Raw genomic sequence first — 18,223 nt, 5'->3', positions numbered from 1 at the left:
AGGCCGTTCAGCGGACGGCCAAACCAGCGGCCTTACCCGCTTGAATTGATTGCTGCATAATCTGCAGCAGTGAACTGCATCCCGTCGCTATTTCCGCTGTTTATGAGGCGGATTATTGATGTCGCAAGGAGTTCGCCGTGAACCGCGCCGACCCGCCCGAAGATTTCCACTTCCCGCGGGGCAGTCCAACGGTCGGCATCCGCCCTGGCGGCGATCCCGTAGCCTGCGCCCAGCTTCATCCGCAACTCGAAGGACAAGACCATGAATATCGACCGTCGAACGTTCGGCATCGGCACCTTTAGTGCCGGCGCCTTACTACTTTCTCCGATCAGCCTCTTTGGGAGCAACGCTGCGGCTATCGCCGCCCCGTCTCCGGCTTCGCTTGCGAGCGCCCACAGGTTCATGCTCGGCGACCTCGAGGTTACTGCACTGAGCGACGGCTATCTCAATCTCGGCCTCGAACTCTTCCCTTCCGCAGATCCGGCTGCCGCTGAAGCGCTGCTGGCAAAGGCATTCCTGCCAAAACCACTCCCGACCTCGGTCAATGCTTACCTTGTCACCAGGGGCGACAGACGGGTGCTGATCGATACCGGCTCGGCATCGGCGATGGGGCCCATACTGGGACATATACCTGACGCGCTCGCCGCCGCCGGCGTCAGGCCGGAAGAAATCGACACGGTAATCATCACCCACCTCCATCCCGACCATGCCAACGGCCTTGTCGGTATTGGCGGCAATGCCGCCTTCCCGGCAGCGGAGGTCGTGGTTGCCGCGCCGGAATTCGCTTTCTGGCACGATGACGCGATCCTATCCAAGGCGCCCGACCAGATGAAGCCGTACTTCGAAATAGCGCGCAAATCGCTGGTGCCTTACTATGGCAAGGTCCGGAAGATCGAAGGCGAGGTCGAGATCGCACCCGGGATCAGCGCGTTGCCTGCGCCTGGACACACGCCGGGGCATCTCGCGCTTCGAATTGGTTCTGGTGACGCCAACCTGCTGCTCTTGACTGACGTAATCCACGCCTCCGCGCTGCAATTTGCACATCCGGAATGGGCAATCGCCTTCGACGTGGACCAGGAGGCCGCAATCGCCACACGCAAGAAGGTGCTCGACATGGTGTCAGCGGATGGCCTGCTCGTCGCAGGCATGCACCTGCCCTTCCCAGGCATCGGTCATGTCATCCGCGAAGGCAACGCCTACGCCTACGTGCCGACGCCCTGGCCCGCTTTGTGAAGCGCGCCTAGGTAAGCTCTCGGGCGCGCCAGCTTTCTCACCTCGGCCATGGAACGCAATCCTACTAGTTGCCACCATTCAGCGGCGTTGACCTGTCCGTGCCATGACGATACGGGATCGGGCGATCGGCTTCGAGAGGATTGGCCAAATGGTGCATTACGCGGACGGGCGGCCGATCGGCGATCTGACGCTCAGGACGCTGGCCATGCCTTCCGACGCCAATGCGGCGGGCGATATTTTCGGCGGCTGGGTGATGGCGCAGATGGATCTCGCCTGCGGCATCCGCGCCGCCGAGCGCGCCAAGGGCCGCGTGGTGACGGCGGCGGTGAAGGAAATGTCCTTCGCCAAGCCGATGAAGATCGGCGACACGCTGTGCATCTATACGCATGTCGAACGGGTCGGCCGCACCTCGATGACGCTCAAGGTCGAGGCCTGGGCGCAGCGCTATCTCTCCGACCTGATGGAGAAGGTCACCCATGCCGACTTCGTCATGGTGGCGCTGGACGGCGAAGGCAAGCCGAAAGCGGTTCCGGCCGAAGGCTGATCGGCTGATTCCATAGACGGATTTAAACAGCCGTCTCTCCCGCGCGGGGGATGCGGGCAGCGATCCCGCGTGGTTTTTGGCCAACGGGTTCCCGCATGCGCCTGCAGCGCGACCGGCGGGATATTGGGAGGAAAGACAATGCGTCAACACATGCTGAACGCTGCCCTGGCCGGTGCCTTTGCAGCCTTGCTCTGCCTGTCGTCCGCAAGTGCTTTTGCCGAGGTCAAAAAAGGCGATCCAGGCGCCACTTGCACGTCGGAAAACCGCACCATCAACGGGCAAGCGGCCAAGTGCGAGATCTGCTCGGCGACGAAATGCGACACCAGCGGCACGACGGTGAGCAATTGCCGCAAGGAGACGACCACGACCTGCACGATTGGCGGCAAGGTGGTCAGTCCCAACCCGAAATGGAACCGGATCGAGAAGCTGCCGAAGAGCAAGATGCAGTTACAGCAGTAGGGCTCATCCGGAGGATTCCCGACAGGTTCAAACCCTTGCAGCGCAAGGGATCAACTGTGCATGGCGTCGAATTTTTCGCGCGCGGCCTTGACGCGCTCGGTGTTCTTGCGTGCCCATTCGCCGAGCGCATCGACCGGCACCAGCAGCTCGTAGCCAAGATCGGTCAATTCGTAGTCGACCCGCGGCGGGATGGTCGGGAACACGGTGCGGGTGACGAAGCCGTCGCGCTCGAGCCCGCGCAAAGTGGTGGTCAGCATCTTTTGCGAAATGCCGCCGACGGCGCTGCGCAGCTCGTTGAAACGCAGCGGCCCGTTGCCGAGCTTGCCAACGACGAGCACGGTCCATTTGTCGCCGACGCGCTGCAGGATTTCCGAGATGGCGCGGCAGTCCTCGGTGCGGTGCGGGTGCCTTGGTAACAAAAAAGTGCCTCCTTGCACATTGAGCAGCCAGTTACTCATATAGCTCAGGTATCTAAACGATACCAGTATTCCCGTAAGGAGAGCCCCCTCTATGTCAAAACCCAAGATCGCCATCATCATTGGTTCGACCCGCGCGGCGCGCTTTGCCGACGTCCCAACCCAATGGATTGCCAAGATCGCCAAGTCGCACGCCGACATCGACGTCGAAGTCGTCGACCTGCGCGATTTCCCGCTGCCGTTCTTCGATGAGGTCGCATCCTCCGCCTGGGTGCCGTCGCAGAACGAAGAGGCGCAGCGCTGGCAAAAGAAGGTCGCCGGATTCGACGGCTTCATCTTCACCGCCGCGGAATACAATCATGGCCCGACGGCCGTGCTGAAGAACGCCATCGACTACGCCGCCAACGAGTGGAACAAGAAGCCGGCCGGCTTCGTCGGCTATGGCAGCGTCGGTGGCGCGCGCGCGGTCGAGCAGCTGAGGCTGCATGCGGTCGAGTTGCAGATGGCGCCGGTAAAGTCCGCCGTACACATCGCCTGGGCCGATTTCCTTGCCGTCAAGCAAGGCGACAAGAAGCTCGACGAGTTCGAGCACCTCAACCAGGCGGCAACCGCGCTGGTCAACGACATTGCATGGTGGGCCAGGGTGCTGAAGACGGCGCGTCAGGCCGATGCCGTCGCCGACGAAGTCAAGGCGGCCTGAGCAGGTCGAACAGTCCTCCCAAGGATTAATTCTCCCAAGCATTGGGGCGGCGCATGCGCCGCCCTTTTTGTTCACACGGCATGCGCGTCCTGCGCCTGCCGTGGCCTGATGATGCAATCGGCAAGGCGGTCCATCTCATTCAGCTCGTCGGCGTGATGCTGGCCCCACTGGCAAAGTGCCAGCAGGATCGGCTCGAGGCTGAGGCCGAGCCGCGTCGCCGAATATTCGACGCGCGAGGGGATCTCGGCAAAGATCTCGCGGCGCACGAGGCCGTGCTCTTCCATTTCGCGAAGCTGCTGGATCAGCACTTTCTGGGTAATGCCGGGCATCAGCGCCTGCAGCGCCGACAGCCGCCGCGGCCCGTCGAAGAGATGGTACAGGATGACCGCCTTCCAGCGGCCCGAAATCACTTTCAGCGCGCGCTCCGCCGGCAGCATCGGCAGCCTCTTGATCAGCTTGGCCATGGTCACCTCCCGGTCAGCAGCCGACAAATCGGTGTGTAGTCGAAGCCAGGCAGATAGTGGCAAACAGCGGCCGATGCCAATAACGAACGGTGCATGCGATGAGAGCCATTCAACTGAATCGTTTCGGCGGGCCCGACGTTCTCGACATAGTCGCGGTGCCGAAGCCCGAGCCGCAAGCCTGCGAGGTCCTGGTCCGCGTTCATGCGGCCGGGGTGAATTTCTTCGAAGTGCTGATGCGCGCGGATCGCTATGCGGTGACGCCGCAACTGCCGATGATCCCTGGCGTCGAGGCTGCCGGGATCGTGGAGGCGCTTGGGCAGGGGGTGGACGCTTCCTTGCTCGGCACGCGCGTCGCCGCGCCGTTGTTCGCCTCGAGCCTGCCTTTTGGCGGCTATGCCGAGTATGTGACGATCGACGCAAGCCTGGCCGTGCCTTTGCCGGACGCGCTCTCGTTCGAAGACGCGACGGCATTGATGGTGCAAGGACTGACGGCGCTGCATCTATCGCGGCAAAGCCCGCCCGGCGGCAAATCGGTGCTGGTCGCCGCTGCCGCGGGCGGCGTCGGCTCCCTGCTTGTCCAGCTTGCCAAGCGCGCCGGCGCGGGCCGTGTCGTCGCGGCTGCCGGCAGCAAGACCAAGCTCGATCATGCTTTGTCGCTGGGGGCCGACGCTGCCGTCGATTATAGCAAGACGGATTGGCCGGAGCGCGTCCGGGCAGCGACAGGCGGCGCTGGCGTCGACATCGTCTACGACATTGTCGGCGGCCCGTTGACGGCGGTTGCGCTGGAGGCTCTGGCGCCTTGCGGAGAGTTGGTCTTTGCCGCACTTGGCAGATATGCGCTCGGCGCCCCGCAGATGGAGGCGATGATCGGCCGCAACCAGTCGTTGAGAGGTTTTGCCCTGCTTCCGTTGCTCTCTGCAGACATGCTCCGTGATGGCCTGTCGGAGCTCTTCAATCTGGCGGCAAGTGGTGAGCTTAAAGTGATCAACGGCGGTCGCTTCCCGTTCGACCAGGCCAGCCACGCGCATCGCCTGCTGGAGGAGCGCGGCGCGACCGGCAAAGTCGTCTTGATACCTTAGTAGGTGCTCGGCAAGAGCCGAGGATCCGGGCTTGTGCCGTGCAGGCCGTCAGCGAACCCGGTAGAATGGATTTGGCAGCAGGAACAGCTTCTCGGCATGCCCCCCGAACAGGTCGGATGGCTGGTCACCCACATTGGCAATTATCGTGTAGCCGGCCTTTTCGATTTCGGCCCTTATGGGTGCCTTGAAATCTGCGGCGGAACCATATTTGGCCCCAGGCTGGACCATGTAAAGTTGCTCATAGCCGGCATAGCCGGCCGACTGCAGGTTCTGTTCGGTTGCCTGACGCTGGTCCTCCGGACGTCCGGTGATGAAGAACACCGCGACTTTCGCCGTTCGTGCCTGCCGGAAGACCTCCAGCACCGGGTCGATGGCCGGATCCTTCGCAAGCTGGTCCCAGGCGGCCCAGCCACAGGGACCGTCGATTGCGATGTCGCAGGCGCCGCCGATCGGGCGGCCGAAATTGTCACGTGTGATCACTTCCCAGTTGGCCAAAGCCGTCTCGTCGATATCGAGCACCAGTGCGGGGCGAGGCACCTCCGTCGCGCGCTTTACGACCCAGTCGCCGGCCTGCTTCGCTACTGCGGCAAGGTCGCGATCATAGTCGCCGGAATCATGATAATTGGCAGCCGCCAGCATCGCATCGCCGACATTGGCTGGCTGGGACGGGCTTGTGAGAAGGAGTGAGTCGGAACGTGCCGGCACAGGAACATTTGTGCCGATCATCAGCACGATTACCCCGGCACGCGCAATTCTATTCCAACCAATTGCCCGCATCACGAGACTTTGCGGTCACGAGAAGTCGGCTGTCAAGCGAGGTCTTCCACAGGTAGTGGGTCAGTTTGAAATCTGTCTCGCCTGAACGTGTCTTAATAGCCAGACGACATATCGTTCCATATCAAGCCTGCGAGCGGTTCCAAGTACACTTGCCCAGGTATCCTGAGGACTGGCGCCAGACGCGATCATGGCCGGTGCGTTGTGAAATGAGTCAGCGAGCATCCGTGCTTTGGATAGATCATCGGTCGCGCGAATTTCGACGAGAACGATGCCAAGCGCCATCAGAACATTTTCGTTCGTGATGGGTTTAGGATCAATCAATTGAGACGCCTTTCTTCTGGTACGGTCCGCGCACTATTGGCTTCTCGGCTTCATTGGCTCCGATTAGCGCAACGATATCGCCGATCTCCCAAAGCTTGCCAGTCACGCCAGCGGCCATCGCCGGCGTCATGCGCAGTGAAGCATGAATGCGGACAAAGTTGTAATACATGAAGTGGAGGGCGACCGCGTTGGCGTGAGCCTACAGGTCCTCGAAACTGCGACGCTGACTTGGACATTCCAGATGCCGAATGTCTCTATGGGTTGCTGCAAGCTACACGATTTCCGCCGTTGCGGTCTTTGCCTCCGACAGGTGACGCACCGCCGAAACCGCCCGGCGGAAGTGCGTCACCCGAAGTCATAGCCACCACGGCCTTTGCCGTACGCTACGCCGCCTGAACGATCTCGACCAGCTCGACGTCGAACACCAGATCCCGTCCCGCCAACGGATGATTGCCGTCGAGCTTGACGCTGGTGTCGTCCACGCCGACGACTGTTACCGGCATCGGGCGCCCTTCTGAGGTTCTGACCTGCAATCGAGTGCCGATATCGACGTTGATGTTGTCTGGCACGCGGGCGCGGTCGACGGTCATGACCGCTTCGGGGCGGTGGGGGCCATAGGCGGCCTCGGCGGGAACAGTCACGGTGCTTTTCGCGCCCACCTCCATGCCCTCGACATGGGTTTCAAGACCAGGGATCACTTGTCCTTCACCCAACGTGAATTGCAGCGGTTCGTTGCCGGAAGAATCGAATTGGGTGCCGTCTGCCAGGCGTCCATTGTAATTGATGCGCACGGTGTCGCCATTCTTGGCCTGTGTCATGATAGCCATCCTTTGAAAGTTTCGAGGGGCCGGCCAAAGCTCGCGGTCCCGTCCTCGATCATCCACGCACTTAGGTGCGCGGCGCGAAACGCTAAAACTAGGGACCTGGCTGCCGATGTAAACCCCGATTGAGCTACGCCGGCATGACACCGCCGGCGCTCGCCGCCTTCGGCAGGAGTGCGCCGATCTAGCGGTCATGCCGGCTCAACCCATTCAGGCGGCGTGCAAATGGCGGCTAGATCAGGTGATGGCCGCCATCGATGCGAAGCGTTTCGCCGGTCGTGAGGTCACTTTCCATGAGGTAGAGGTAGGCGGCGGCGACGTCCGCAGCGGTCGGAATTTTTCTCGACGGCAACCGGGCAGCCATGTCGGCAAAGAAGCCGGATTTGGCTTCTCCAACGATATCCCACATCGGTGTGTCGACCCATCCGGGCGACACGACATTGACGCGCGTCGGAGCCAGTTCGAGCGCCAGGGCGCGGGCGAAGTAGCTGAATGAACCGGCAATCGCGGCGACGACTGAGCCTCCCGGCACCGGCGGCCGATCCTTGTTTATTCCCGAGGTGAAGGTCATGGAGCCACCGGCCTTCAGGGTGCGCACAGCATGCTTGGAGAGCATCACGGCGCCAATCAGCTTGTTATCGACGAAGCCTTGCACAGCCTCCATGTCGGTTCCGCCGATGGGATCGCCGGGCGGCAGTGTTCCGGCGGTCGATACGAGGTGATCGAAGGGACCGACCTCTTCGAAAAGGCGGGCGACGTCTGCTTCGTCGGTCATGTCGGCGACCACGCTTGTCACGCGATTACCTGCATTGAGCGTCCGTTCGGCAGCCTGCAGTTTCTCGGGCGACCGGCCGACGATCACGACCTTCGCTCCGCCGTTGAGAGCAGCTTCCGCGACGCCGAGACCGATGCCGGAGCTGCCGCCGACGACGATGACTTTCCTGTCCACGAGCGATGTCATGGGGGTTCTCCATTCGTTGCGATTGCGGTGGGCGAGTCAGGCCTTGCCGGCGTAGGCGGCTTCGAGCTCGGCGATGATGATCTTGCGCATCCCATACATCGCCTGCCGGACGCGGTCGGCCTTTTCGCGATCCGGATCGGCACTGAGCCGCGGCAGGATTTCCGGGATGACCTGCCAGTAGACGCCGTATCTGTCGGTGAGCCAGCCGCAGGGTTGTTCCCTGCCGCCACCGGCGGTGAGCGCCTCATAGTAGTAGTCGGTCTCGGCCTGGTCCTTGGTCTCGATGTAGAGCGAGAGCCGCTCGTTGAAGGGCGGCTGCGGCCCGGCATTGAGCGCAGTAAGGTGCAGTCCTTCGAGCTCGAAATCGAAGGTGGCATGCGGGACCGTCTTGTTGGTTCCGGACACCCAGTCGGTGTATTCGATGGTCTGGAGCGCTTTGCTGTTCTTGAAGACCGAGAGATAGAAATCGCGGGCTTGCTCCGCATCGGTGTTGAACCAGAGGAATGGGTGGATGGTGGCCATGTCCGTTCTCCGTTAATTCCTTGCGACAGCATCTTTGGCGAAGAGCCTGTCCGCTGTTGCTTTCGTTCAGGCTAGCGGTGGTCCGACGGCCGATAGACCGAGCCGTCCCAGTCGCGGGCAAAACCGAGGTCTTCGAGCCGGCGGGTCGAGAGGCGTGCAATCTGTCGCTCGGTCCGGCGCCGGCGGCTCGAGGCGAGGATGCGGCCGGCCATGCCGGTCAGGACGTCGACGATGGGTTCAACTCGTTTGGCGGTCATGGTGCTCTCCCAGAGTGGCGGCAGTTTTGGTTTCAGCAGTTGCCCCGCGACCTTCGGTCAGCGAGAGTATCAGTCACACCAAACTCACCTTTTGCAGCGGCGGTGAATGACTGATTACGCGAGCAAACATGCCGCCTCCCGGCCTGGACGACAAACGACTTATCGGCGACTATGTGTGAGCGTTGCTCACACATAGGTATCGATCCATGCCCCGGAAGCTGCCTCCTCTCACCACCTTGCCGAGCTTCGAGACCGCGGCGCGCCTGTTGAGTTTCTCCAAGGCGGCAGAGGAGCTTCATGTCACCCACGGCGCCATCAGCCGGGCGATCAAGAATCTTGAGGATCAGCTCGGTGTGCAGCTGTTCGAGCGCGGCACGCGCTCGGTGAGCCTGACAGCCGTTGGCGAGCCCTATGCGCGGGCGGTGCGCGAGGTGCTCGCCCAGTTGGCCACCGCCACTGCTGCCGCAACAGCTCGCTATTCGAGCTCGACATTGAACGTCAGTACCTCCGATGGCTTCGCGGGGAGATGGCTGGTGCCGCGCCTCTACCGCTTTCACCGAGCGCATGGCGACGTCGATGTGCGGGTTTCGACGAGCGGGAAGCTGACCAACTTCCTCGGCGACGGCATCGACGTCGCCGTCCGTTATGGCAGCGGAAACTATCCGGGGCTCACTTCAGAGTTCCTCACCGGCGAGGAGGTGTTTCCGGTGTGCAGCCCAAAGCTTCTTGAGGGCGCATACCCGCTCCGTACGCCTCAGGACCTCAGACATCACACGCTGATCCGTGACAGCTTTCCAATCGACTGGGCGACCTGGCTCGCAAGCGCCGGGGTCGAGGGCGTGGACCCGCAGAGCGGGATTACCTTTGACTCTGCCACCTTTGCCATGGAGTCGGCCGCACAAGGCGAGGGGGTGGTGCTCGGCCGGACCATGCTCGTTGCGGCCGACCTCGCCGCCGGGCGACTTGTCCGCCCCTTCGGCCACGCCCTGAAATCCCCCTCCAGCTTCTATCTCGTCTACCCGCCAGAGGCGATCCGTCAGCGCAAGGTCAAGGCTTTTCGGGATTGGCTGCTTTCAGAAGTCACGCCGCAAATGGGTTGATCGGAAGGCCGGGCCGAGAAAACAGGATCGTCTACAGGTCAATCGCCCGGCGACCATCGCTCGCCCGAAATGCGGTGACGATCCAGGCACGCGAGTCAAAAAGCACACCGTCCGCGGTCAAATGCGCGTCGAGCAGATCGCGCAACCGCCGCAGCGCCGCATCGACATCCACATCCGCGCGGGCGAGCGGATCCTTCACCAGTTGCAGGCCAAGCAAAGCGTCATAGGCCGCATCGACGTCCTGGCCGTAGAAGACCGGCTGATGGACTTCGGCAAAGTCGACCGAAACAAAACCGGATGCACGCAAGATCTCCGCGGTGATGGCGGGGTCGCCAAGCGAAAACGGGGTGGCGGCGCCCGCCGAAATGGTTGTCCCCGGCGCAATTGCCCGCTGAATGGCAGTCGCCCACTCGTTGCGGTCCCGGCACTGCCATACCATCCATACAACACGTGCCCCTGGTCGCATCGCCCGGCCGATATTGGCGAACGCCGCCGCCGGATCGGCAAAGAACATCACGCCAAACCGACTGATGCACAGATCGAAGCCGGCAAGCGGAAACACCAGCAATTGCGCATCGCCGCGCTCAAAGGCGACGTTTCGCAATCCTTCTTCCGCGCTACGCTTCCGGGCGATCTCGAGCATCTGCGCCGATACGTCCACGCCGAGCACACTGCCTTCCACCGCGACGCGGGCAGCATCGCGAGAGGATTGTCCCGAACCGCATCCGATATCGAGCACGCGATCGCGCGTTCCCACCTTGACCGCAGCCCTGAAGACCTCGTTGTGCCGTCGCAGTTCGGCGTCGTAAAACTCAGCGCAGTTCAACACCATTGCACGCCTGCCTGGAGATGATGGGCACGGCGGCATTCCCAGCCGCTCCGCTCTGATCTTATCGATGACCTCCTCATCCGGGGTGATGCACCGACTTCCGCTTCGGGTCACCCCAGCACTGTCAGCCGCGCCGCGCCGCTTCGATCGCTGCAACGTCGATTTTCTTCATCTCCATCATCGCTTCGAATGCGCGCTTTGCTTCATCGCCGCCGGCGGCCATCGCTTCGGTCAGCACGCGCGGCGTGATTTGCCAGGAGATGCCCCATTTGTCCTTGCACCAGCCGCACGCACTCTCCTGGCCGCCATTGCCGACGATGGCGTTCCAGTAGCGGTCGGTCTCCTGCTGATCGTCGGTGGCGATCTGGAAGGAGAAGGCTTCGTTGTGTTTGAACGCGGGCCCGCCATTAAGGCCGAGACAGGGGATGCCGGCGACCATGAACTCGACCGTCAGCACGTCGCCCGCCTTGCCGGACGGGTAGTCGCTGGGAGCGCGGTGGACGGATTTCACCGAGCTGTCGGGAAAAGTCTCGGCATAGAAGCGGGCCGCAGCCTCGGCGCCCTTGTCGTACCAAAGGCAGATCGTGTTCTTGGCGATTGTCATTGCTGGTCCCTTTGCTTTCGAAATCAATCTGGGCTTTTGATGCCATTCCGGGTTTTGCAGCCAATTCGGCCATTTTCCTGCCCTCGGGGCGTTTCGCAGCCGGCGTCGGCGTTGCACCACGAACAGGAATGCGCTCGCACCATCCGACGTTCCGACCGCGGCAGCTGCACGGAATCAAGGTACCACGGCTGGTGCTTTCAGGACCAGATGTGGGCAGTGACTCGAACAGGCGAGGTCCGCCGGGTCCTGACCGGCGGCCTCACTTTTTGTGTAGGGCAGCTCCACTTTGCTCAAGGTCGCGCTGGCTTTCCGTTGGCGCGCCGTTGCCTCAGAAGGCGCATGAGCAAGTTCCGTCTGTCCTTGCGCGGGACGAGTTCGATGTCGCTGACAAGTTTTGCGCCGCCCTTGTGCCGCTCCAATGTGATCTTGCGGCTATGGAAGGCTTCCAGCTCGGCGCGATGCGCTACGCTTATGATGGTGACCTTCGGCAATTCGCGAATGATCATCTCCATCATCTTGTCCTGGCTCTTCTCATCGAGTGCCGACGTTGCCTCATCCAGCACGATGATATCGGGGCGGTGCAGCAGAAGACGCGCGAAGGCGAGCCGCTGCTTTTCGCCACCCGACAAGGTCTGGTCCCATGGCGCGTCCTCCTCGATCCTATCGTTGAGGTAGTCGAGTCCCACCTTGTCGAGGGCAGCCTTGATCTTATTCAGCGTCCAGTTGTCGGCGGCGCCTGGATAGGCGACTGCGCGGCGAAGCGTCCCGGTGGGGATGTACGGCCGTTGCGGCAACATGAACAACCGCCTGTCGGCGCGGATGTTGACGCTGCCGCTACCCCACGGCCACAGACCTGCGACGGCCCGCACCAGCGTACTCTTGCCCGAGCCGGATTCGCCGGCCACGAGCACCCGTTCGCCTGGTTGGATCACGACCTCGGTTTCCTTGACCACGGCGGTGCCGTCGTCGAGCGACACGGAGAGATTGTTCAGGCTGAGCATCGCATCGCCTTCAGTTTCGCCCCGCTTTATGCGTCCCAGCGTGTTGCTCTGCTCCGCCCGCTCGAGCCCGTCGAGCGACATCATCAGCGAGGCGATGCGTCGTGCACAGGCGTTCCAGTCTGCGAGACGGGGATAGTTGTCGACCAGCCATCCGAATGCGCCCTGCACGATGGCAAACGCCGAGGCAGCCTGCATGACCTGTCCAAGTGTCATGCTGCCTTCGAGGAACTTTGGAGCGCAAAGCAAGACCGGCACGACAGGCGCAAACAGGCTCGACCCCTGCGACACCAGCGCCGTGCGCATGTGCTGGCCTGCAAGGAGCGCCCATTGCCTGAGCACATGGGCGAATGTCTTGTCCATGCCGCTGCGCTCCTCCTCCTCGCCGCCGAGCAATGCGATGCTCTCGCCGTTTTCCCGCACGCGCGTCAGCGTGTAGCGGAACTCGGCTTCCGCCTGATTTTTTTCCTCGGAGAGGTGGACGAAATGGCGGCCAATGACCGCCATCGAGGTGGACGTGATCGCGGCATAGAGCACTGCGGTGATGACCAGGAAGCCGGGAATGGTGACGGTCGAACCTTCAATCGTCAGGGTCAGGGCGCCGCCGATCGTCCAGAGCACCACGATGAAGGTCGAGGCCGACAGAAATGCGACGATGACACCGGCGATGAAATCGACGGGCGATTCGGTGGCAATCCGCAAATCCTCGGCGATGCGGGCTTCGGGGTTGCTGTGGTCGCCGCCGACGAGGTTCAGCTGATAGTAGCGGCCGCTTGCGAGCCAACGTGCGATGACCGCAGTGGTGAGCCAGGAACGCCAGCGGCGCTGTATCCTCATGCGAAAGAAGACTTGTGCCACCACGAGGCTGGCGCTTCCGAGCACGAGTGGCACGAAAACGGCGCTCAGCCAATATACGGTGTGGGCATCGCGTTGCTCAATGGCGTCGAAAATTGCGCGATTCCAGACATTGATCCCATACTGGAAGCCGACATTGGTGACGATCAGGACCAACAGCCCGATCGTCAACGGCCAAGCGACCCTGTCGCCACTGCTGCCCCAATAGCCGCGCGCGCTGATCCAGAAGCGCTTCAGCAGATATCTCTTGCGCGCCTGCTCGGCCTCTTCAGGTGTCAACTCCGGATCGGGTTCGATGAAATCCGGCGGCGGCGAGGGCTCGCCGACGACCTCGGACGCGACTTCGACGGTCGATTGCTTCTCATGGCGCGACTTCTCGACATCGCGCGATTGGGCGCCGTCAACCGATTTCGGCTTGAATTGAGCCTCGGGCATCCGGCGATAACGGCTTAAAAATCAGAAGGTTTCATAGCGTCCGCTCGAGATGCCGGATGCCGACAACGCCTAGCCTTCTCAGCTGTTCCGGTGCTCGCAGCAGCCTAGGTCGTTCTCGAGGACAGCCTTTGATCGTTGCGGGGCAGACGTGCCGGCGAGCTTGCACTCTTGCCAGCCATTCCGTGCATCAGATTGCGCAACCAGTCTTCACTCGGCCGCTGCGCGCCCCGCAGCCAAGGCACCGATCACGGCATCGGAGTCCGCCGTCCAGCCGAAGAGAAGCTCGATGGTGAGCAGCGACGCTTCATGATTGCTGCGCGGCGCGTCGGCGGCGATCAGCTCTGTCGTGCAATCCCGGAGCACGATGCAGCGGTAATCGCGGAACGCTGCGTCGCGGACCGTCGACTCGACGCATACGCTGGTCGTTGCCCCGGTAAATATCAGCGTGTCGATCCGTCGCGCGCGCAACGTCGAGTCGAGCGGGGTTTCGAAGAATGCGCTGAAGCGGTGCTTGGAGATCACCGCGTCCCCGGGTTGCGGGGAGAGTTCCGCAACAATTGCCGTATTCCAGGTGTCGCGCACGAGGATGCGGCTTTCGCTGCCGTCAGGGGCGGTAACGACTTGCCCGGCGTTGAAGCGCTTGTGCTTGATACGGTGCGGGGCATCTTCGTTGCCGGCATCGGAGAGGTCGGCATTGTGCTGCTGCTTCGTGTAGACGATGAACAATCCCGCGTTGCGAGCCGCTTCGAGCACCCGTGAAATGGGCTGGATGAGACGTGCTATAGGAGCAACGTCGAGGCCGGCGAGGTCGAACATACCACCCCGGCTGCCGAAATCGTGCAGCATGTCGATGACGACAACAGCCGTTCGAGCGGGCTCGAAGCTCACCGTCTCAGGCCTCGCGGCGATGGAATGTTGCGTTCCCATGTACAGACCCCCGAAATCGCATATGCACGCTGACGGTTGCTTCAGGGGCAACAATATCATGATTGCCGGCCGCCGTATCGGCCCCGCGTCACCCCCGAGTCTGCAACAAAGCATCACCCTGCTGCGGTCTCGACAATTCGCTTCAGGCTCTCAGGCTTTGTCCGCATGCCGCGTTCGAAGAGGCTGGACGCAAGCGGCGCGAGAAGTGCCATCCGCCCGAGTCAACAGGATCGAGGAGAAGAGATCATCTCGATTGCGATTGCGAGCATCTGCTGCTCAGCAGGACCGTGCCAGCCCCGAATTCCGGAACAAGGGTGCGATTTTGCCGTTGAGCCAGAAACTGGAAGCGACCGCATGTCCGAATTGCCGAATGAAGAGATCGAAGGGCGGCTGAACGCCCAGCGCGAGACTTTGGCGCTGGTCGTCGCGCTGCTTGCCAGCAAGGATACGGCGCCCGAGCGAATATGGGCCGAACTGGAGGCCCGTTTTCAGTTTCAGAACAGTCAGGAGGACCCTGGCGTCCTGCCAAGCAGCGCATTCGCCATCGAGGCTGCGAAGATGCGGGAATTCAAGCTGATCGCGGAAGAGGCGCGGGCGCGCAATGCGGAATGGAACAGCAGGGACGAGCCACAGGGCGCCAGCTGAAACCCCGGCGAGTGGATGCAGGACCGGCTATTTTACGGTGACTGAGCAAGCGTCAGCTCTGCTGCAAAAATGCACGCGCCAACTCTTGCCATTCCTCGTCAAGCGTTAAGGTCGACGGCGCGGCGTTGCTGCGGCGATACCAATATTCCGCATTCGACTGGTCGCCTTCCTTGCGATGGAGATAGGCATGAACGTGCATGCCCACCGTATCGTCGCGCTGCTGCGCGCACTCGTGCGCCTTAGCCCAATCGCCCTTTGCATCCCACCACAGCGCCTGCAGGGCAGGGCTCAAGCCGGCTGGCGGCTGTGGTTTTGCAATCGAATCCCTGAAGGCTTGCAGATCCATTTTTCCACCATAGCGACGGTACTGGGCGCCGATAATAACCGCGCCGGCAGCCGACCGCTAGCGTGCATCGGGCGGGGCGACTGGAACGGGTGTCAGGAGTGCTGAGAGCGGACGTCCGATAACCGCACAGCCAGACGCTTGATTCGATGACGTGCATGAAATAGTGCGCACCACGACACCATGATGCCTGAGACAGCGAGGATGAGTAGCGAGCCGATGACAGCCCCCGACAACCCGCGCCAATTCTACCACGGCACCCGGGCCGACCTTAAACCGGGAGACCTGATCGAAGCCGGCTACAGCTCCAATTACGGCGCGAGAAAGCAGGCAGCCTGGGTCTATCTGACCGGCACTCTGGATGCGGCAATCTGGGGTGCAGAGCTGGCCGCTGGTGACGGACGGGAAAGGATCTATATCGTGGAGCCAACCGGCCCGATCATGGACGACCCCAATCTTACGGACAAGAAATTTCCCGGCAATCCGACGCAGTCCTATCGCTGCCGCGAGCCGCTCAGGATCACGGGCGAGGTCACCGAGTGGCAGGGCCACTCCCCCGAGCGGCTGAAGGAGATGAAGGACCATCTCGAACGGCTGAAGGCGCAAGGCATCGAGGCAATCGATTGATCGCTAAATCCTGCGATTGCCAAGCTTGGCTCTGACCTACGGTCGGCGGCAGTCGCCGCGAAATACGGCTCCACGTCCGCAATGGGTCCGCGAGTTGTCGTTCCTTGCAGGTTGGAGAGCGGATGCTCCTTTTCATCTCGTCGCGAACGTGATGATCTCCGGGCTCGAAGGGCCAAGTGGGCTGCCGTCAAAGCCGCCGAATTGCTGTTCGATCCGTAGCCCCGCGTTCCCCAGCAGGCTCGATAAGGCGTCCATGTCGAGGAATCGCAAGGTGCTGCGACTAACTTGCGGAAGGCTCGGATGCTTTCCGCCGAACCTGTGGGTGAATGTCACCGTCTGTCCGTCGAACGGCATGATCACCTCTGTTGTGATCTGCACCAGAGACCCGTCAGGTAGCTCAACGACGACCGCATTTTCGGGTGTCCAGCGTTCCCACGCCCGCACCGAAGGGTTCCGCGTTTCGAACGCAAAGCATCCGCCTGGCACAAGGGCCTGTTGCGCAGCCGCCATGAAATCCCCCAGGTCTTCGTCGCTGACAAGGGCCTGGAATGCGTGCCCCGTCATCACAATGAGATCAAACTCGGCTGTCCAGCCCGCCGATTGGAGATCGCCGAGGACCCATTCGATATCCGTGCGCGTTCGTGCGCGATTCAACACGCCGGGTGCTGGGTCGATGCCGCAGAGCCGCCCTGAATGTCCGGCCAGGCGTGCCTCGTGAAGGAGGGTGCCCGTTCCACATCCGACATCAAGCACCGCGTCTGCTGTTAGAATGCGGGGCAGGTAGAAATCATAGTCGTCGCGCGCAGATCTCGGGTGCCAGGCATCGTAGACGGCAGCGAGATATGGGTCGGCGAAAAGGTGATCGACCATAGGCGGTATTCCCAATCAACTTTGACTGTGCGAGCGGTGTCGCCGCGAGCATATAGCCCACAAGTCGCGCCGCTTCTTACCGCACGACCTCGCGGTGGCGGCCGGGCAGGCGGGTGGCGATGAGCTTGTCGATGCGGCGGCCGTCGAGATCGACCACCTCGAAGCGCCAGCCTTGCGCGTCTACACATTCGCCGGTCGCCGGCAGATGGTGCAAATGCGACAGCACATAGCCGGCGACGGTTTCGTAGTCGCGGTTCTCGGGCAGGTCGATGCCGAGGACCTCCGCCATCTCGTCGGCCTGCATGTAGCCGGCGAGCAGCCATGAGCCGTCCTCGCGCTTGACGGCGTTTTCCTCGTCGCCGGCATCGAGGTCCGAGCGGAAGACGCCGGTGATCGCTTCCAGAATGTCGGCCGGGGTGACGATGCCTTCGAAATGGCCGTATTCGTCATGCACCAGCGCCATCGGCACGTCGGATTCCTTCAGCGTCGCAAGCACGTCCAGCGCGTCGGCCTGGTCATGCACGATTGGCGCGGCGCGTACGTGCCGGCGCGGGTCGAGGGCGCGGCCGCCGAGCATTGCGGCCAGCACGTCGCGGGTCTGGACGACGCCGATCATGGCGTCGACGCCGCCGTCGCCGGCCGGCAGGCGCGAATGCTGGGTGTCCATCAGCAGCTTCCTGATGGCGGCCTCGTCGGCTTGCAGATTGATCCAGTCGACCTCGGTGCGCGGCGTCATCACCGCGCGCACGGCACGGTCGCCGAGCCGCATGACGCCGGCGATCATGCGGCGTTCGTCGGATTCGATGGTGCCGTGGTGCTCGGCTTCGGCAACCAGCATCTTGATCTCCTCGTCGGTGACCTTGTCCTCGCTCTGGCCGTGCTGGCCAAGCAGCCACAGGAGGGCGCGGCCGGAAAAGTCGAGCAGGAAGACCAGCGGCGCCGAGACGCTGGCGAGGATGGTCATTGCCGGAGCGACCCTGACGGCGACCCGTTCGGGATCGCGCAAGGCGATCTGCTTGGGCACCAGTTCGCCGATGATCAGCGAGCCATATGTTATGATGGCGACGACGATGCCGACGCCGAGCGGGTCGGCGAGGCTTTCGCGGACGCCGGCCGACGCCAGGAAGGTGGCCAGCCGCTCGCCGAGCGTGGCGCCGGAAAAGGCGCCGGACAGGACGCCGACCAAAGTGATGCCGATCTGCACCGACGACAGGAATTTTCCCGGATTGGCGCCTAGCGCCAGAGCCCGGCCGGCGCCCTTGATGTTGCGGTCGATCATCGTCTTGAGGCGCGCCGGGCGCGACGAGACGATGGCGAGCTCGGACATCGACAGAAGGCCGTTCACGCAGATGAGGACGACCACGATGGCAATTTCAGCATAAAGCATGCCGGGTCCATAGCATTGCCGCGCGGTTTTCGAAAATAGAACGGTCGCG

General features: G+C 62.3%; 24 protein-coding genes and 1 pseudogene. 8 read left to right on the top strand and 17 right to left on the bottom strand.

From position 1 onward, the window contains the following. Positions 1-32: 32 nt before the first annotated feature. On the bottom strand, positions 33-404 hold the full coding sequence (locus NKH13_RS11015; protein WP_352912507.1) for a hypothetical protein: 372 nt from the start codon (positions 402-404) through the stop codon (positions 33-35). Here NKH13_RS11015 and NKH13_RS11010 point away from each other — a divergent pair. The 3 genes from NKH13_RS11010 (at position 403) to NKH13_RS11000 (ending at position 2,236) form a co-directional block, all read left to right on the top strand. Beyond that, complete coding sequence (locus tag NKH13_RS11010; protein WP_352912506.1) at positions 403-1,233, top strand: MBL fold metallo-hydrolase; 831 nt, start codon at positions 403-405, stop codon at positions 1,231-1,233. The genes NKH13_RS11015 and NKH13_RS11010 overlap by 2 nt on opposite strands. Positions 1,234-1,381: 148 nt before the next feature. Beyond that, positions 1,382-1,777, top strand: a complete 396-nt coding sequence (locus NKH13_RS11005; protein ID WP_023678380.1) for an acyl-CoA thioesterase — start codon at positions 1,382-1,384, stop codon at positions 1,775-1,777. A gap of 138 nt (positions 1,778-1,915) precedes the next feature. Next, positions 1,916-2,236: a hypothetical protein gene (locus NKH13_RS11000; protein ID WP_023719143.1), complete on the top strand. Its 321-nt coding sequence runs from the start codon at positions 1,916-1,918 to the stop codon at positions 2,234-2,236. A 50-nt stretch (positions 2,237-2,286) separates the two neighbouring features. On the opposite strand, the gene NKH13_RS10995 is transcribed toward NKH13_RS11000, so the two are convergent. Continuing rightward, positions 2,287-2,655, bottom strand: coding sequence for a winged helix-turn-helix transcriptional regulator (locus tag NKH13_RS10995; RefSeq protein ID WP_023678378.1), 369 nt, complete (start codon positions 2,653-2,655; stop codon positions 2,287-2,289). Between the two features lie 91 nt (positions 2,656-2,746). On the opposite strand from NKH13_RS10995, the gene NKH13_RS10990 reads away from it, so the two are divergent. Beyond that, positions 2,747-3,352 carry an NADPH-dependent FMN reductase gene (locus NKH13_RS10990; protein ID WP_352912505.1) on the top strand — a complete coding sequence of 202 codons (606 nt, stop codon included), beginning with the start codon at positions 2,747-2,749 and terminating at the stop codon, positions 3,350-3,352. Between the two features lie 71 nt (positions 3,353-3,423). Here the strand turns inward: NKH13_RS10990 and NKH13_RS10985 are convergent, their stop codons facing one another. Beyond that, a complete protein-coding gene (locus tag NKH13_RS10985; RefSeq protein ID WP_352713058.1) occupies positions 3,424-3,816 on the bottom strand; it encodes a winged helix-turn-helix transcriptional regulator in 393 nt (130 codons plus the stop codon). Positions 3,817-3,914: 98 nt separating this feature from the next. Here NKH13_RS10985 and NKH13_RS10980 point away from each other — a divergent pair, with 98 nt between their 5' ends. Further along, on the top strand, positions 3,915-4,895 hold the full coding sequence (locus tag NKH13_RS10980; RefSeq protein WP_352912504.1) for a quinone oxidoreductase family protein: 981 nt from the start codon (positions 3,915-3,917) through the stop codon (positions 4,893-4,895). 48 nt (positions 4,896-4,943) lie between these two features. On the opposite strand, the gene NKH13_RS10975 is transcribed toward NKH13_RS10980, so the two are convergent. From NKH13_RS10975 to NKH13_RS10945, 7 genes and pseudogenes are all read right to left on the bottom strand, one after another. Next, positions 4,944-5,621 carry an HAD family acid phosphatase gene (locus tag NKH13_RS10975; protein WP_352912503.1) on the bottom strand — a complete coding sequence of 226 codons (678 nt, stop codon included), beginning with the start codon at positions 5,619-5,621 and terminating at the stop codon, positions 4,944-4,946. A gap of 111 nt (positions 5,622-5,732) precedes the next feature. Next, positions 5,733-5,993 (bottom strand): hypothetical protein, encoded by a 261-nt coding sequence (locus tag NKH13_RS10970; protein ID WP_352912502.1) that lies wholly within the window; start codon positions 5,991-5,993, stop codon positions 5,733-5,735. Next, positions 5,986-6,189 (bottom strand): annotated as a pseudogene (locus tag NKH13_RS10965) (IS1 family transposase); the annotation flags it as partial. The pseudogene NKH13_RS10965 and the gene NKH13_RS10970, both read right to left, overlap by 8 nt. A 187-nt stretch (positions 6,190-6,376) precedes the next feature. Next, positions 6,377-6,811, bottom strand: a complete 435-nt coding sequence (locus NKH13_RS10960) for an FKBP-type peptidyl-prolyl cis-trans isomerase (RefSeq protein WP_352456956.1) — start codon at positions 6,809-6,811, stop codon at positions 6,377-6,379. 235 nt (positions 6,812-7,046) lie between these two features. Continuing rightward, a complete protein-coding gene (locus tag NKH13_RS10955; protein ID WP_352713053.1) occupies positions 7,047-7,775 on the bottom strand; it encodes an SDR family oxidoreductase in 729 nt (242 codons plus the stop codon). Between the two features lie 36 nt (positions 7,776-7,811). Beyond that, entirely contained in the window at positions 7,812-8,297 is a 486-nt protein-coding gene (locus NKH13_RS10950; RefSeq protein WP_352713050.1) for a VOC family protein, read from the bottom strand. Positions 8,298-8,368: 71 nt separating this feature from the next. After that, on the bottom strand, positions 8,369-8,554 hold the full coding sequence (locus tag NKH13_RS10945) for a DUF1127 domain-containing protein (protein WP_352713047.1): 186 nt from the start codon (positions 8,552-8,554) through the stop codon (positions 8,369-8,371). A gap of 206 nt (positions 8,555-8,760) precedes the next feature. On the opposite strand from NKH13_RS10945, the gene gcvA reads away from it, so the two are divergent. Next, a complete protein-coding gene (gcvA, locus tag NKH13_RS10940) occupies positions 8,761-9,654 on the top strand; it encodes a transcriptional regulator GcvA (RefSeq protein WP_352912501.1) in 894 nt (297 codons plus the stop codon). A gap of 31 nt (positions 9,655-9,685) precedes the next feature. Here gcvA and NKH13_RS10935 read toward each other — a convergent pair whose 3' ends face one another. From NKH13_RS10935 to NKH13_RS10920, 4 genes are all read right to left on the bottom strand, one after another. Further along, entirely contained in the window at positions 9,686-10,486 is an 801-nt protein-coding gene (locus NKH13_RS10935) for a class I SAM-dependent methyltransferase (RefSeq protein WP_352912629.1), read from the bottom strand. 121 nt (positions 10,487-10,607) lie between these two features. Continuing rightward, positions 10,608-11,081 (bottom strand): VOC family protein, encoded by a 474-nt coding sequence (locus NKH13_RS10930; RefSeq protein ID WP_352912628.1) that lies wholly within the window; start codon positions 11,079-11,081, stop codon positions 10,608-10,610. 296 nt (positions 11,082-11,377) lie between these two features. After that, entirely contained in the window at positions 11,378-13,375 is a 1,998-nt protein-coding gene (locus NKH13_RS10925) for an ABC transporter ATP-binding protein/permease (RefSeq protein ID WP_352912500.1), read from the bottom strand. Between the two features lie 207 nt (positions 13,376-13,582). Next, positions 13,583-14,302, bottom strand: coding sequence for a cysteine hydrolase family protein (locus NKH13_RS10920; RefSeq protein WP_352912499.1), 720 nt, complete (start codon positions 14,300-14,302; stop codon positions 13,583-13,585). A gap of 354 nt (positions 14,303-14,656) precedes the next feature. Here NKH13_RS10920 and NKH13_RS10915 point away from each other — a divergent pair, with 354 nt between their 5' ends. Continuing rightward, positions 14,657-14,947: a hypothetical protein gene (locus NKH13_RS10915; RefSeq protein ID WP_352912498.1), complete on the top strand. Its 291-nt coding sequence runs from the start codon at positions 14,657-14,659 to the stop codon at positions 14,945-14,947. 52 nt (positions 14,948-14,999) lie between these two features. Here the strand turns inward: NKH13_RS10915 and NKH13_RS10910 are convergent, their stop codons facing one another. After that, complete coding sequence (locus NKH13_RS10910) at positions 15,000-15,293, bottom strand: hypothetical protein (RefSeq protein ID WP_352912497.1); 294 nt, start codon at positions 15,291-15,293, stop codon at positions 15,000-15,002. A gap of 216 nt (positions 15,294-15,509) precedes the next feature. On the opposite strand from NKH13_RS10910, the gene arr reads away from it, so the two are divergent. Beyond that, on the top strand, positions 15,510-15,917 hold the full coding sequence (arr, locus tag NKH13_RS10905; RefSeq protein ID WP_502912327.1) for an NAD(+)--rifampin ADP-ribosyltransferase: 408 nt from the start codon (positions 15,510-15,512) through the stop codon (positions 15,915-15,917). Between the two features lie 132 nt (positions 15,918-16,049). On the opposite strand, the gene NKH13_RS10900 is transcribed toward arr, so the two are convergent. Both NKH13_RS10900 and NKH13_RS10895 read right to left on the bottom strand, forming a co-directional pair. Next, positions 16,050-16,787, bottom strand: a complete 738-nt coding sequence (locus NKH13_RS10900; protein ID WP_352468471.1) for a class I SAM-dependent DNA methyltransferase — start codon at positions 16,785-16,787, stop codon at positions 16,050-16,052. A gap of 76 nt (positions 16,788-16,863) precedes the next feature. Continuing rightward, complete coding sequence (locus NKH13_RS10895) at positions 16,864-18,174, bottom strand: hemolysin family protein (RefSeq protein WP_352912495.1); 1,311 nt, start codon at positions 18,172-18,174, stop codon at positions 16,864-16,866. Positions 18,175-18,223: the final 49 nt, after the last annotated feature.

It is taken from the genome of Mesorhizobium sp. M1348, assembly GCF_040317925.1.
Lineage (GTDB): Bacteria > Pseudomonadota > Alphaproteobacteria > Rhizobiales > Rhizobiaceae > Mesorhizobium.
The sequence above is the reverse complement of the archived record's forward strand: the minus strand, read 5'-3'. Positions and strand labels throughout refer to the sequence as shown.

Excerpts from the sequence above, each read along its gene's own strand:
- NKH13_RS11010 (WP_352912506.1), top strand. The coding sequence starts at position 403 with ATGCTCGGCGACCTCGAGGTTACTGCACTGAGCGACGGCTATCTCAAT.
- NKH13_RS11015 (WP_352912507.1), bottom strand. The coding sequence starts at position 404 with ATGAACCTGTGGGCGCTCGCAAGCGAAGCCGGAGACGGGGCGGCGATA.
- NKH13_RS11005 (WP_023678380.1), top strand. The coding sequence starts at position 1,382 with ATGGTGCATTACGCGGACGGGCGGCCGATCGGCGATCTGACGCTCAGG.
- NKH13_RS11000 (WP_023719143.1), top strand. The coding sequence starts at position 1,916 with ATGCGTCAACACATGCTGAACGCTGCCCTGGCCGGTGCCTTTGCAGCC.
- NKH13_RS10990 (WP_352912505.1), top strand. The coding sequence starts at position 2,747 with ATGTCAAAACCCAAGATCGCCATCATCATTGGTTCGACCCGCGCGGCG.
- NKH13_RS10985 (WP_352713058.1), bottom strand. The coding sequence starts at position 3,816 with ATGGCCAAGCTGATCAAGAGGCTGCCGATGCTGCCGGCGGAGCGCGCG.
- NKH13_RS10980 (WP_352912504.1), top strand. The coding sequence starts at position 3,915 with ATGAGAGCCATTCAACTGAATCGTTTCGGCGGGCCCGACGTTCTCGAC.
- NKH13_RS10975 (WP_352912503.1), bottom strand. The coding sequence starts at position 5,621 with ATGATCGGCACAAATGTTCCTGTGCCGGCACGTTCCGACTCACTCCTT.
- NKH13_RS10960 (WP_352456956.1), bottom strand. The coding sequence starts at position 6,811 with ATGACACAGGCCAAGAATGGCGACACCGTGCGCATCAATTACAATGGA.
- NKH13_RS10955 (WP_352713053.1), bottom strand. The coding sequence starts at position 7,775 with ATGACATCGCTCGTGGACAGGAAAGTCATCGTCGTCGGCGGCAGCTCC.
- NKH13_RS10950 (WP_352713050.1), bottom strand. The coding sequence starts at position 8,297 with ATGGCCACCATCCACCCATTCCTCTGGTTCAACACCGATGCGGAGCAA.
- NKH13_RS10945 (WP_352713047.1), bottom strand. The coding sequence starts at position 8,554 with ATGACCGCCAAACGAGTTGAACCCATCGTCGACGTCCTGACCGGCATG.
- gcvA (WP_352912501.1), top strand. The coding sequence starts at position 8,761 with ATGCCCCGGAAGCTGCCTCCTCTCACCACCTTGCCGAGCTTCGAGACC.
- NKH13_RS10935 (WP_352912629.1), bottom strand. The coding sequence starts at position 10,486 with ATGGTGTTGAACTGCGCTGAGTTTTACGACGCCGAACTGCGACGGCAC.
- NKH13_RS10925 (WP_352912500.1), bottom strand. The coding sequence starts at position 13,375 with ATGCCCGAGGCTCAATTCAAGCCGAAATCGGTTGACGGCGCCCAATCG.
- NKH13_RS10920 (WP_352912499.1), bottom strand. The coding sequence starts at position 14,302 with ATGGGAACGCAACATTCCATCGCCGCGAGGCCTGAGACGGTGAGCTTC.
- NKH13_RS10915 (WP_352912498.1), top strand. The coding sequence starts at position 14,657 with ATGTCCGAATTGCCGAATGAAGAGATCGAAGGGCGGCTGAACGCCCAG.
- NKH13_RS10910 (WP_352912497.1), bottom strand. The coding sequence starts at position 15,293 with ATGGATCTGCAAGCCTTCAGGGATTCGATTGCAAAACCACAGCCGCCA.
- arr (WP_502912327.1), top strand. The coding sequence starts at position 15,510 with ATGACAGCCCCCGACAACCCGCGCCAATTCTACCACGGCACCCGGGCC.
- NKH13_RS10900 (WP_352468471.1), bottom strand. The coding sequence starts at position 16,787 with ATGGTCGATCACCTTTTCGCCGACCCATATCTCGCTGCCGTCTACGAT.
- NKH13_RS10895 (WP_352912495.1), bottom strand. The coding sequence starts at position 18,174 with ATGCTTTATGCTGAAATTGCCATCGTGGTCGTCCTCATCTGCGTGAAC.